The following is a 12,734-nucleotide window of genomic DNA, read 5'->3' as shown; positions in this document are numbered from 1 at the left end:
GGGCCGAAACGGGGCTGCGCCTGTTGATTACCGGCTCGCAGCCCTGGCACCGGGGCCCCTGCGCCACCGGCGGCATATCCCGCTTACCCGCACATATCCACCAGCGATCATGAAGGATGGGACCGGCCGCGCAATGCAAGAACAACCACAGACTTCCCCCTGCCTCATCGATGATCTCAAACCCTCGGGCTTCCACCTGCGACTGGCCCTTGTCGCCGGTGGCGGTCCGTTTTGCGATGGCTACATCCTGGGCATCATCGGCATTGCCCTGCCCATCATGGTCAAGGACTTCCACCTGTCAGGCAACATGACGGGGCTGCTGGGGGCGTCCTCGCTGTTCGGCGTGCTGCTCGGTGGCCTGGGTGGCGGCATCATCTCAGACCGCCTGGGCCGCAAGCGGCTCTATACGCTCAACCTGCTCATGTTCGCGATATGCTCGTGCGCGCAGTATTTTGCAGGCAGCCTGTATGCGCTCCTGTTCTGGCGGCTGCTGATCGGCATGGCCATTGGCGCGGATTACCCCATTGCCACCGCTTACGTGACCGAGTTCATGCCCCGTGTCTGGCGTGGCCCCGTGCTGTCGGGGCTGATTACGTTCTGGTGGGTGGGGTATATCATCAGTTTCATTGCAGGTTACCTGCTTTCACTCTACTTCCCCGATAACTGGCGCATCATCCTGGGGTCGAGCCTCGTGCCCTCGGCGCTGCTCATGCTCTTTCGCATCGGCATGCCGGAATCCCCGCGCTGGCTCATGCAGGCCGGTCGCGCAGAGGAGGCCCGGGCGGTCGTGCGCGAGCATCTGGGCGCGCATGTCCTGCTTGATGAACCCAAGCCGGCCGATACGCCCAGACTGTCGTTCAAACACCTGTTCCAGACCCGTTACCGCGGTGCCCTGGCTTTTGTATGCGCCTTCTGGATCCTGCAGAGCGCGCCCTCCTTTGCCATCCATACCCTGCAGGCCCCGATCCTCGAGCAGCTCAGGATGGGGAACTCCCTTCTGGCCTCCTGCATCGTAACGAGCTTCACGTTACTGGGCTCTGTTCCTGTCTCGCTGGGGCTGATCAATGTAATGGGCCGACGTAAACTGTTGATCGGTTCATTTGCGTGGGGGGCTATCGCCTTATTTTTTGTGGGTCTCTATCCCCACCCGGCCAACTGGTTTATAATCGTTGCATTCATAATATACTCTGCGGTTGAAGCCGCCGGGAGTGGCCTGCAGTTTGTCTACCCCAATGAACTCTTTCCCACCGAAATTCGTGGCACCGCCGTAGGCTTTGCCTCATCGGCCAGCAGGCTTGGCGCGGCAATGGGCACCGTGCTGCTGCCCATGGGCACGATACAGTTCGGGGTGCACGCCATGATGCTGGTGGCCGCAATGCTTCTGACACTGGGGGCAGCCATTTCATGGCGATGGGCGCCCGAAACCGCTACCCTCAACCTGTCTGAAGCCAGTCAATCGCTTACATCCTGATCGGATATGGAGTCATTTCCAATGAAGCTGACATCTTACTGGCTGGATACCGCACCGGCCTTTACCGGCACCCCGATTGCCGCCCTGCCCGCAAAGGCGGATGTGGTGGTGATCGGCGCCGGGTTTAGCGGCCTCTCCGCCGCGCTGAAACTGGCCAAATCAGGCGCCAGCGTGGTGGTGATTGATGAAGAGCGGGTGATCGGCAAGGCATCGGGCCGCAATGGCGGCCACGTCAATAACGGCCTGGCTGGCAATTATGGCATGGCCTGCGACAAGCTGGGCGTTGCCACCGCCGCACGACTGTACAAAGTGCTGAACCGCGCGGTTGATACAGTCGAGCGCATCGTCACCGAAAACGGGATTGACTGCCATTTCCGCCGCTGCGGCAAGCTCAAGCTGGCCAGCCGCGAAAGCCACATGGCCAGCCTGCGCGCCGACCAGGCGCGCCTTGCCATGGATGTTGATCCGGATTCCAGAGTGCTGGAAGCCAATGCGCTGGGCGATGAAATCGGCTCATCCAAATTCGCTGGCGGCATCCTGTATCCGCATAGCGGGCAGATGCATATGGGCAAATTCGGCATCGGGCTGGCCAACAGCGTGCTCAAGGCAAGCGGCCAGATCTTTGAAAACACCCCCATGACCGCCCTGCGCCGCGAGGGCAGGATCACCCGCGTCACCACCCCCCATGGCGTGATTGATGCCGGGGCGGTGCTGCTGGCCACTGGCACAAGCCGGCATGCGCCCTCCTATTTCCGCAAGCGCATCATGCCGGTCGGCAGCTTTATCGTTGCAACCGAGCCGCTTGATGACGCCACGGTCAAATCGATCATGCCCGGCCACCGCAATGTGGTCACGACGCAGAACATTCACCATTATTTCCGCATCGCTGCCGATAACCGCCTGATCTTTGGCGGACGGGCCCGTTTTTCCAAATCCCGCGAAAGCACGGATATCTCAAGCGGCGACATGCTACGCGACGCGTTGCAGAGCGTTTTCCCGCAGGTGCCCGACATCCGCATCGATTACTGCTGGGGTGGCGATGTGGACATGACCATCGACCGCCTGCCCCGCGCGGGCGAATGGAACGGCGTTTTCTACACCATGGGCTATAGCGGCCATGGCACGCAGATGTCGGTGCATATGGGGCAGTGCATGGCGGATGTGATTGCAGGCAACCCGCATGCCAACCCGCTGGAAAACATGCCCTGGCCGCGCATTCCCATGTATGGGCTGGCTGAGCACTTCCTGCCGGCCATTGGCATGTATTACCGCATCAAGGACAAGCTGATGTAATTGGCCTGGCCTGCCGCACAGGCAGGTCAGCCTCATGCCGATAAAGACATGACAAATTTCAGGGGGCCGCCTTTTTGAAAAGACGGCCCCCTGAAAATTTCCATGTCCTGTCGTTCATGCTGACGTTGCGCGCATCTGAAGCCGCAACGTCAGTCCATGCCGGTATGGGTTCAGTATCCCATCGTGCGGTCAACCAGACCGACCGGCGCTTCGTTATTGAGGTAACGGCGAATATTGTTGATGATCGTCATGCCGCCACTTTCCGCAGGGGTGGAACTGGCAATATGCGGCGTAATCAGCACATCCGGCCTATCCCATAACGGATGATCGGCAGGCAGGGGCTCGGGGTCCGTTACATCGAGTATGGCGGCGGAAAGCTGCCCTTCATCAAGGGCCGCCATCAGGTCATCCGTCACCATCTGCCGCCCGCGCCCGCACTGGACCAGGGCCGCGCCGCGCGGCATCTGCGCAAACAGCGCACTGTTCAGCATCCCCGCCGTTTCCGCGGTCAGGGGCAGCAGGCATACCAGAATATCGGTGGTGGCCAGAAATTCCATTCGTTCCGCTTCGCCAGCAAAGCATTTTACGCCATCAATGACGTGGCGCGAACGCGCCCAGCCCTGCGTCACATAGCCCATGCCCCGCAAGGACTGCGCCACGGGCACGCCGAGTTGCCCAAGCCCCATCACCCCCACGCGGAACTGCGACGCACTGCGCACGGGAAGCGCCTGCCACACATGCTGGCGCTGCTGGTTAATGTAGCGCAGCATGTCGCGCTGGATGGCCCGCACGGCAAACTGCACATAGGCCACCATGCCATCGGTCAGGCCGGTTTCAATGGTGCGCACGACCTGGACATGAGGCGGAATCCGGCTCAGGTCGAACTGGTCGATGCCCGCGCCAACCGAAAACAGGATTTTCAGGTTGGGAAACAGTTCCAGCAGGTTTTCAGGCGGAACCCAGGTGGCAAGGTATTCAACCTCCGCCGGGTCGCCAATATCAGGCCAGACGCGGAAGGGAACATCGGGCAGGTATCGCGCAAACAGCCTGCCCCATACATCCGCCCGTTCAGCAGTGGATTTGAGAACCATGGACATGATGCGTTCCTTAACCAAAAGCCTGGCTGCACAGGGCAAAACGGTGCATCGGGCTCTCCGCGTCATGACTGTCATGGCTATCGGTCACCATGGCCGCCACCGCATCGACCCGCAGCAGGCCGATTTCATCAAGCCAGCGTGACAGGGCACTGTCCTGCGGAATATCGAGGCGCATGAACTGCCCGGCATGGCTGCCGATCCAGTACGCGATCATGGCCGCCGCGTATTCAAGTGATGTGGCGACAACGGGGCCAACAACCATGCCCCAGCCAAATTTGCGGCAGAACGCATAACCGGCCACCTCTCCCCCTTCATCAACAATCATGCCCTTGCCTGCCGTCAGCAGGGCGGCAATCAGTTCGCGCCGGTCCATGCCGCATGCCTGCGTGTCACACGCCACGAGGGCATCAAAGTCGTTTTGTCCCGCAGGGCGCAGGCGCACCCCTTCGGGCAGGGCGATCAGCGGCTGTGCCGCAGCGTTGCTCTGCCGCTGCTCGACAATGCCGCAGGGGCGGAAGCCCATTTTCTCATATAACGGCACCCCGGTGGGCGTGGCGTTGAGGTGAATGACCGCGCCCGGCAGGGCATTGCGGGCCTCGGTCATCAGCTTTCGGCCGATCCCGTGCCCGCGCCATGCGTCATCAACAATCACCATGCCCAGCGAGGCATGGGTTTTCCCATACCGCCACCACATGATCGTGCCGATGACCTCGCCCGTATCGGTCTCGGCCACGCCGCCTTCCCCCACGGAAAACATGAATTGCCAGTCTTCCAGACGATGCGGCCAGGACAATGCCTTTGACAGGTTGTAACCGGCTTCCAGATCGGCCTCGCACATGGGGCGGATGCTGATCCGGGTCAGCAGGGCTGCATCAGTCATGGTCATATCCCATCATCATGATCCTGGTTCTCGGTTTTCCGGGGTTGCGGGCTTCAGGCTTTTGGCCCGCCCATATGAAAGCTCTTGATTTCGAGGAATTCATCAATGCCGGGATGACCGCCTTCACGGCCAAGGCCGGACTGCTTCATGCCACCAAACGGCGCGGATTCCATCGAGATGGCACCCGTATTAAGGCCAACCATACCAAATTCAAGCGCCTCACCCACGCGCCAGGCGCGATCGAGATCGCGGGTGAAGAAATAGCTGGCCAGACCGAACGGCGTGGCATTGGCCATGGCCACAGCATCCTCCTCCGCATCAAAACGGAAGATGGGCAGCACCGGCCCGAACGTTTCCTCGGAGGCGACACGCATTTCAGTCGTGACATCCGTCAGCACGACGGGGCTGACAAAACAGCCATCAACCTCAATGGGGCTGCTGACATAACGGGCACCCTTGGCCAGCGCGTCCGCAACATGCTCCTTTACCTTGGTCACGGCTGCCGTGTTGATCAGCGGCCCCATGGTCATGCCGTCTTCCAGGCCATTACCCACCTTCAGTTCGGCCACCGCCTGCATGAGGCGTTCGACAAACCGGTCATGAATGGCATTGTGCACGAACACGCGGTTGGCGCAGATGCAGGTCTGCCCGGCATTGCGGAACTTGCTGGTCATGACCCCTTCAACCGCCTGCTCCACATCGGCATCGTCAAACACGATGAACGGCGCATTGCCACCGAGTTCAAGGCTGAGGCGCTTGATGGTCGCGGCGGACTGTTCCATCAGGATGGAGCCGACACGGGTCGAGCCGGTAAAGGACAGCTTGCGCACCGTGACATTGGTGCTCAGCTCGATCCCGACCTGATCGGGCATGCCGGTCACGACACTGACCAGCCCCGCGGGCACGCCCGCGCGCTCGCCGAGCACGGCAACCGCCAGGGCTGAAAACGGCGTCAGTTCCGATGGCTTGACCACCATGGAGCACCCGGCGGCAAGGGCGGGGGCGCATTTGCGCGTAATCATGGCCAGCGGAAAGTTCCACGGCGTGATTGCAGCCGTAACACCCACCGGCTCCTTCATGACCAGCACATGGCGGCCGGGCGTGGGGGGCGCAAGGATGGCGCCATCAATGCGGCGCGCCTCTTCTGCAAACCATTTGAAGAAGGACGCGGCATATTTGACTTCGCCCCTCGCTTCGGACAGCACCTTGCCCTGCTCGATGGTCATGATGCGGGCCAGATCATCAACATTTTCCATGATCAGGTCATGCCATGCCATCAGAATGGCCGCCCGCTCGGCTGGCAGGTATTTTTTCCATTCGGCCTGCGCCACCTCGGCCGCGGCAATGGCCTCAAGCGTCTGCGCCCTTGAACAGGCGGGCACATAGCCAATGACGTCGCCCGTTGCGGGATTGTCCACCGCAATACGGGCGCCATCGGTCGCATCCTGCCACTGGCCTGCAATATAGGCCTGCTGCCGGAACAGCGACGAATCAGAAAGCTGCATGTTAATCATGACATACCTCTTGAAGACTTAGGATTCATGGGAACACAGGGGCGCGGCGGGTGCGATGCCCCCTGGAAAGGCAAGATCCGAACACGACCGGTAACACGCAATCCGCGCGCCATCGGGCAGTGTGCGCACCGGCACGGGATCCCGGTCGCATTGACCCGGCATCCGCATGTCGCAGCGTGAAAAGAACCGGCACCCGCCACTGGCACCATGCTGCTCCGCAGGCGCATCACCCGCATGCCGCAGGGCCACGGCATCGGCCAGCCAGCCAGCCCGCATTTCCGGCACGGAAGAAACCAGCAGGCGGGTATAGGGATGATGCGCGCCCGCTACGAGGGACTGGCTGTCACACTGTTCCACCACATGCCCCGCATAGAGCACCGCCACCTGGTCACATACAGCGCGCACGGCGTGCAGGTCATGGGTAATGAAAATATAGGAAATGCCCAGCGTTTCCTGTAACTCGGCCATCAGTTCAAGAATGGCCGCGGCTACGACGGGATCAAGTGCCGCAGTAATTTCATCGCACAGCACCAGATCAGGCCGGGCGGCCAGGGCACGGGCAAAATTGACGCGCTGCTTCTGCCCGCCCGACAGTTCAGCGGGGTAGCGCTCCAGCACGGCATGGGGCAGGCGCACCATGTCGAGCAGGCGCGTCGCCTCCGCGCGGGCCTCGGCTCCCTTCATCCCATGAAAGAAAGTCAGCACGCGCTCGATCGTGGCCCCGATACGCCATGCCGGGTTGAGCACCAGATCAGCATTCTGCGCCACGATCTGCAAACGGCGGCGCTGTTCGCGCGTGCGCCCGGCCACGGCGGGCGCAAGCGCTTCGCCGCGAAACATTACCTGCCCCGCGGCCCATGGCTGAAGGCCCGATATGGTACGCGCCAGCGTGCTTTTGCCACAGCCGGACTCCCCGATGATCCCCAACGTACTGCCACGCGGCACCGACAGGCTGACCTGATCGAGAATACGCCGCTCCGGCAGGCCCTCGGCGGTGCGGTTGCCATAACCGACAACCACATCGGACAGCTCAAGCACCCTGTCCTCACGCGCGGCCTGCATCGGGGCGCAGGGCGTGGTGCGGGGCGGAATCCGGCATGCAGCCACCAGTTCGCGCGTGTAATCATCCTGCGGGTTGCCCAGAATATGCGCCACCGTGCCGCTTTCACGCACCTGCCCATGACGCAGCACCACGGCATGATCGGCAATCTGCGCCACGATGGCCAGATCATGCGTTACATACACGCCGGTAATGCCCCGGTCGGCCAGCACGGTGCGAAAGGCGGCCAGAACCTCGATCTGGGTCGTGACATCAAGCGCGGTTGTCGGCTCATCAAAGACTACGATTTCGGGGTCCGTAATCAGCGCCATGGCCGCCATGAGGCGCTGCAACTGCCCACCGGAAAGCTGGTAGGGATAGCGCGCGCCAATCGTTTCGGGGTCGGGCAGCGCCAGTGCACGGAACAGCTCGATCATCTTGCGTTCCGCCTGCTGGCGCGTCATGGCCCAGTGCACACGCGCAGGCTCGATCACCTGCTGCGCAATGCTCAGCGCAGGATTGAACGCCGTGCCCGCATTCTGCGCCACATAGCTGATGGTGCGCCCCCGAAAGCCCCGCAATTCGCGCATGGTCATGCTGGTCACGTCATAGCCCGCAACCCGGATCTGGCCGCCGCTGATCGTGCATCCGGGCCGCACATGCCCCAGCAGCGACAGGGCGATGGTGGTCTTGCCCGAGCCGGATTCCCCGATCAGGGCCAGCATCTGGCCTTCGCGCACCTCCAGGCTGACATCGCGCACAATCGGCACGGTGCCCCCATCAGGGCGATGGCCGACGATATCGAGATTGCGGACCGAGATCATATGCGCCCTGCTCATCGCCGTGATGTTCCATCAAGCACAAGGTTGATCCCCACCGTCAGCGCGCCGATCACGATTGTAGGCAGGACCACGGCGGCTGAGCCATATACCAGCCCCAGCACGTTTTCGCGCACCAGCGAGCCCAGATCCACCAGCGGGGGCTGCACTCCCAGCCCGAGAAAGCTGAGATTGCTGAGCAGCAGCACCGCATAGATGAACCGCAGCCCGACATCGGCCAGCAGCGGCCCGCGCATGTTGGGCAGGATTTCCTTCCAGATAATGAAGAACGCCCCTTCCCCCCGCGCCACGGCAACGGTGATGTAATCCATCCGCGCAATACGCAGCGCCAGCGCGCGGCTGGTACGGTAGGCGCCGGGCGTATAGATGACCCCCATGGTCAGGACCAGCGCCACGAGCGAGTCCCCGAACGCCGCGATGACAAGCAGCGCGCACAGCAGGCTGGGAATGGACAGGATGCCATCCATCAACCGCCCCGCAACCTGTTCCACCCAGGCTGGCGTGGCTGTCGTGGCGATGCCCAGCAGGATGCCGCAGCTACATGAAAACGCGGTGGACAAGGTGCATATCAGCACCGTGTAGCGCACGGCATAAAGCAGGCGGCTGCCCAGATCACGCCCCAGATAATCCGTGCCCAGCCAGTGCCGGTGCGACAGCGGGGCAAACACCTCCGTATCGATGATCTGCCCCGGCGCATAGGGCGCGAAGAACGGTCCGCACACCGCCAGCACCAGCCAGAACCCGAACAGCCCCATGACACGCTGCGCCGGTGTGAGGGCAGGCAGGCGCAGGGCTTTGGGGCCGGTTGTCGTGCCGCTCATGCGCCACGCCCCTTCGGCACGGAGGCCAGCGCCACGATATCGGCCAGCGTGGTCAGGAACAGATAGGTCATGCAGAACAGAAGGGTGCAGGCCTGGATGATCGGCACATCACGCGACATGACGGAATCCACCATAAGCTGTGCGAGGCCGGGATAGTTGAAAATGGTCTCGATCACGACCACGCCGCCGAGCAGCGATGACAGGCTGAGCGCTATGGCATTGGCCACCGGGCCAATCGCATTGGGCAGCGCATGGTGCAGCATGATGCGGATGGGCGGCACGCCCTTGATTACCGCCATCTCCATATAGGGGGCGGAAAACACATCAATCATGCAGGCCCGGATCATGCGGATCATCTGCGCCATGGTAATACTGGCCAGCGTGGCCACCGGCATGGCGAAGGTGAGGAAAAACTGCCCCACGGAATGGATCGACCGGATATCGGACAGCGCTGGCACGACCCTGAACTGCACGGCAAACACGAACACCGACACCGTGGCAATAAGAAAGGCAGGCACGGAAACGATGCCGAGTGTCAGCACCGTCATGACACGGTCAAAAACGGTATGCCGCCATGTCGCGCATGCCAGCCCGAGCACCAGCGCCAGCGGCACGGCCACCAGTGTGGTCGCACCGGCAAGCAGCAGCGAGTTGTACAGCCGCGGGGCAAGCATCTCGCTCACCGGGCGCCCTGTCAGCAGCGAATTGCCCGCATTGCCCTGCAACATCCCACCGCACCAGTGCACGAAACGCAGCCAGAGCGGCTGATCCAGATGCAGCGCATGCCGCAGGGCCTGCGTGGCATCTGGTGTTGCGTTCTGGCCCAGCAGCATATCCGCCACATCGCCCGGCAGGGCTGCGGTCAGGACAAAGATCGCCACCACCACGAACAGCAGTGAGCACAATGCCGCCCCGATCCGGCGCAGCACCAGCGTGGCCAGGCGCGCGTTCATGCAGCCCCTCCCGGCGCATCGGCCAGCCAGACATGACTGAGAAAATCATACCCCATCAACTGCCCCGCCTGGCTGGGCGCAAGCCCCCGCACGCGCGGATTGAAGGCATCAAGGCTGGTGGTGAAAGCAGGCAGGCAGATGCCCGCCCCATCGTGAATCATCACCTGCATGTCATGATAGATCTGCCGTCGCGCGCCCTCATCGCGCTGGCTGCGCGCGGCAAGCAGCAACTGGTCAAAACGCGGGTCGCGCCAGTGCGATTCATTCCACGGCGCGCCCGAGGCGAAGTTGAGGGCAAACGTCATGTCCAGCGACGGGCGGGGATTGGTATTGCCAAACCCCATCGGGGTCTTCATCCAGTATTCCGTCCAGTATCCATCGGCTGGCATGCGGCGGATGGGCAGGCTCATGCCAACCTGCTGTGCCGCGTATTGCAGCACCACCGCAATATCGACCGAGGCCAGCGCCGCGGGCGAACAGACCAGCGGCACGCCCGCTTCCATCATGCCCGAGCGCTGGAGGTAAAAACGCGCGCGGTCAGGATCAAAGGAGCGTTGTGGCAGGTCGGCGGCAAAATAACGGTGTTCGGGCGGGATGGGCTGGTCATTGCCCAGCCGGGCGAAACCAAGGAAAACAGAATCACGCACCTGCTCGCGATTGAACAGATATTTCATGCCCGTGACAAAATCCTGCGACCGGCCCGGCCCTTCATCAAGGCGGATGGCCAGGTCGGTATAGGTGCCGACAGGACTTTCCATGACCCCGAACCCGCGCGCGCGCAACAGGCGCACGAGGCGCGGATTGACGGAGGCAATGATATCCACGTCATTCGACAGCAGCGCATTGTGGCGCGACATGTCATCGGAAATGCCGATCATGTCCACGCTGTCCAGCCAGGGCGCGGGCCCCCGCCAGAAATTGGGGTTGCGCCGCCCTGATGTGCGCACGCCGGGCGTGAATTCCGTGCAGATGAAAGGGCCTGTGCCGTTGGTCCGCGAAAAATCCGTCGTGCCATCGCGCACGATACTGAAGCTGACAATGCCGAGCATGGACGGGAAATCGGCATTCGGCCCATGCAGCGTCACGCGCACTTCCAGCGGGCCAACAGCTTTGATGTCCGCCATTTCCTGCGCGATGACGCGCTGCTGGGAGCCTACGGCCGGGTCCTTGTGCCGCGCCAGCGAATAGACCACATCCGCCGCATCCAGCGCCGCACCATCATGAAAGGTCACGCCACGGCGCAGGGTGATGTGCCATGTCTGCAGGTCATCACTCTCGATGCGTTCAGCCAGAGCTGGGCGCGGCATCATGTCCGCATCGAGCATGACCAGACCATCATAGAACATGTGGCCGCGGATATAGTCGGTTGCCAGCGCAAAACGCGCCGGGTCCAGCGTATCCGCCGTTGAGGCGGCCAGACCGGCAAAATTCAGGTGCCCGCCGCGGCGCGGCTGCGCATCCTGCGCGCAGGCCCTGCCCGCGCGCGCGGGCAGGGTTGCTGCAACCAGCCCCGCGCCCGCCAGGCGCAGCGCCTGCCGCCGACCAAGCGCGCCTGTCGTACCATAGGGAGCACGACCACCCCGCATCAGGAAAATGCGCCCTCAGGCTGGCGCGCCTGCCACCACATGCCACCCGGCATGCGGGCGGCCAGCATGTCCAACCAGTTGCTGGCAAGTGTCATGATCGTGCTTCCCTGCGATGTGGTGATCCCGGATGTCGTGACGCGCGCCCTGCCGGTTTACAGGCCCAGAACGCCCGGAAGGCCACCGATATCCCTGATTTCGGTATAACCGTATTCCGGCGTGGAAGGTTCATGCCCACGGGCCACGAACACCTTGTTACGGATGCCAAGGTCACGCGCGGGCATGAGGTCGTAACGCAGGGAAGACGAGACATGCAGGATGTCTTCCGGCCCGCAGCCGAGCTGGTCGAACATGTATTCAAACGCGCGCATGCGCGGCTTGTAGGCCTGCGCGTCTTCCGCCGTGAGCACCTTATGGAAAGGCGCACCGATATTCGCGACATTGGAATGAATCTGCGAATTCATGGCATTGGACAGAATGACGAGCGGAAACTCCTTGGCCACGCGGCGCAGCGGCTCGGTTACATCGGGCCACGGCCCCCATGTCGGCACCGCATCGTAAAACTTGTTGGCCACGGCTACATCGAACGGAATGTTCCAGCGCTTGCAGGTGCGCTCGATCGCGCCAAGCACGACGTAACGGTACGGCTTCCAGGCGCCAAGCACTTCATCAAGGCGGTAACCGGCAAAGTCGGCCACGAACTGGTCCATGTGCTCGGGCGCGATCACATCGGCATAGAGCTTGCGGGCCGTCTCACCCATTTCGAAATGGATCAGCGTGCCATAGCAGTCGAAGGTGATGAATTTGGGCTTAAAAAGGGACATGACAGGATAACACCTCATTCCGTAGTGCTCATCAATAAATCATGAAAACACCATGCGGGAATACCCGTTTATATATGATTTTCAGCATAATGTATCGAATAGGCAACCAACACGAGCAGGGTCTGCTTTCCTGCAGCCTGACGCAGAAAATATGAAAATTCTTCATACCCTACATAGGGTTATGGCCGAACCCGGGCTTGTCCCACGGCAATAAAAACACCCTGTGCCACCATGTCAGACGCAGATCGTGCCACCCTGCCCGCACGGAACGGTTCACAAAGCAGAATATGCTGCCACACCCCTGCCGCAGGTCCGCGCGGGCCGTACATCCGTACCTGGGCATGCCTTATGGATTCAAAGCGCCCAGATCGTAAAACTTCATTTATATAAACATATCATGATAAAAAACGGCGACAGAAT

Annotated in this window: 10 protein-coding genes; 2 read left to right on the top strand and 8 right to left on the bottom strand. The window is 61.8% G+C overall.

Annotated features, from left to right (window positions below; all coding sequences use genetic code 11):
- Nucleotides 1-133: 133 nt before the first annotated feature.
- A complete protein-coding gene (locus R5N89_RS02590) occupies nt 134-1,471 on the top strand; it encodes an MFS transporter (protein ID WP_110567015.1) in 1,338 nt (445 codons plus the stop codon).
- A 21-nt stretch (nt 1,472-1,492) separates the two neighbouring features.
- Nucleotides 1,493-2,764, top strand: coding sequence for an FAD-binding oxidoreductase (locus R5N89_RS02585; RefSeq protein WP_110567013.1), 1,272 nt, complete (start codon nt 1,493-1,495; stop codon nt 2,762-2,764).
- A gap of 170 nt (nt 2,765-2,934) precedes the next feature.
- Here the strand turns inward: R5N89_RS02585 and R5N89_RS02580 are convergent, their stop codons facing one another.
- From R5N89_RS02580 to R5N89_RS02545, 8 genes are all read right to left on the bottom strand, one after another.
- Nucleotides 2,935-3,861: a glyoxylate/hydroxypyruvate reductase A gene (locus R5N89_RS02580; RefSeq protein ID WP_110567011.1), complete on the bottom strand. Its 927-nt coding sequence runs from the start codon at nt 3,859-3,861 to the stop codon at nt 2,935-2,937.
- 10 nt (nt 3,862-3,871) lie between these two features.
- Complete coding sequence (locus R5N89_RS02575) at nt 3,872-4,741, bottom strand: GNAT family N-acetyltransferase (protein WP_354680693.1); 870 nt, start codon at nt 4,739-4,741, stop codon at nt 3,872-3,874.
- A gap of 53 nt (nt 4,742-4,794) precedes the next feature.
- Nucleotides 4,795-6,255, bottom strand: coding sequence for an NAD-dependent succinate-semialdehyde dehydrogenase (locus R5N89_RS02570; RefSeq protein ID WP_110567007.1), 1,461 nt, complete (start codon nt 6,253-6,255; stop codon nt 4,795-4,797).
- Nucleotides 6,256-6,273: 18 nt separating this feature from the next.
- Nucleotides 6,274-8,133, bottom strand: a complete 1,860-nt coding sequence (locus tag R5N89_RS02565; RefSeq protein ID WP_244192044.1) for an ABC transporter ATP-binding protein — start codon at nt 8,131-8,133, stop codon at nt 6,274-6,276.
- A complete protein-coding gene (locus tag R5N89_RS02560) occupies nt 8,130-8,954 on the bottom strand; it encodes an ABC transporter permease (protein ID WP_244192043.1) in 825 nt (274 codons plus the stop codon). The genes R5N89_RS02565 and R5N89_RS02560 overlap by 4 nt, the downstream gene beginning before the upstream one ends.
- Complete coding sequence (locus R5N89_RS02555; protein WP_110567005.1) at nt 8,951-9,907, bottom strand: ABC transporter permease; 957 nt, start codon at nt 9,905-9,907, stop codon at nt 8,951-8,953. The genes R5N89_RS02560 and R5N89_RS02555 overlap by 4 nt, the downstream gene beginning before the upstream one ends.
- Nucleotides 9,904-11,493 carry an ABC transporter substrate-binding protein gene (locus R5N89_RS02550; RefSeq protein WP_110567003.1) on the bottom strand — a complete coding sequence of 530 codons (1,590 nt, stop codon included), beginning with the start codon at nt 11,491-11,493 and terminating at the stop codon, nt 9,904-9,906. Before R5N89_RS02550 ends, R5N89_RS02555 begins: the two co-directional genes overlap by 4 nt.
- A gap of 152 nt (nt 11,494-11,645) precedes the next feature.
- Nucleotides 11,646-12,314 (bottom strand): haloacid dehalogenase type II, encoded by a 669-nt coding sequence (locus R5N89_RS02545; RefSeq protein ID WP_110567001.1) that lies wholly within the window; start codon nt 12,312-12,314, stop codon nt 11,646-11,648.
- Between the last annotated feature and the right edge of the window lie 420 nt (nt 12,315-12,734).

This window comes from Komagataeibacter sucrofermentans DSM 15973 (assembly GCF_040581405.1).
Lineage (GTDB): Bacteria > Pseudomonadota > Alphaproteobacteria > Acetobacterales > Acetobacteraceae > Komagataeibacter > Komagataeibacter sucrofermentans.
Note: the sequence above shows the minus strand (reverse complement) of the source record. Positions and strands in the feature narration are given on the sequence as shown.

Coding starts and splice junctions, on each gene's coding strand:
- R5N89_RS02550 (WP_110567003.1), bottom strand. CDS start 11,493: ATGCGGGGTGGTCGTGCTCCCTATGGTACGACAGGCGCGCTTGGTCGG.
- R5N89_RS02585 (WP_110567013.1), top strand. CDS start 1,493: ATGAAGCTGACATCTTACTGGCTGGATACCGCACCGGCCTTTACCGGC.
- R5N89_RS02575 (WP_354680693.1), bottom strand. CDS start 4,741: ATGACTGATGCAGCCCTGCTGACCCGGATCAGCATCCGCCCCATGTGC.
- R5N89_RS02565 (WP_244192044.1), bottom strand. CDS start 8,133: ATGAGCAGGGCGCATATGATCTCGGTCCGCAATCTCGATATCGTCGGC.
- R5N89_RS02570 (WP_110567007.1), bottom strand. CDS start 6,255: ATGATTAACATGCAGCTTTCTGATTCGTCGCTGTTCCGGCAGCAGGCC.
- R5N89_RS02545 (WP_110567001.1), bottom strand. CDS start 12,314: ATGTCCCTTTTTAAGCCCAAATTCATCACCTTCGACTGCTATGGCACG.
- R5N89_RS02590 (WP_110567015.1), top strand. CDS start 134: ATGCAAGAACAACCACAGACTTCCCCCTGCCTCATCGATGATCTCAAA.
- R5N89_RS02555 (WP_110567005.1), bottom strand. CDS start 9,907: ATGAACGCGCGCCTGGCCACGCTGGTGCTGCGCCGGATCGGGGCGGCA.
- R5N89_RS02580 (WP_110567011.1), bottom strand. CDS start 3,861: ATGTCCATGGTTCTCAAATCCACTGCTGAACGGGCGGATGTATGGGGC.
- R5N89_RS02560 (WP_244192043.1), bottom strand. CDS start 8,954: ATGAGCGGCACGACAACCGGCCCCAAAGCCCTGCGCCTGCCTGCCCTC.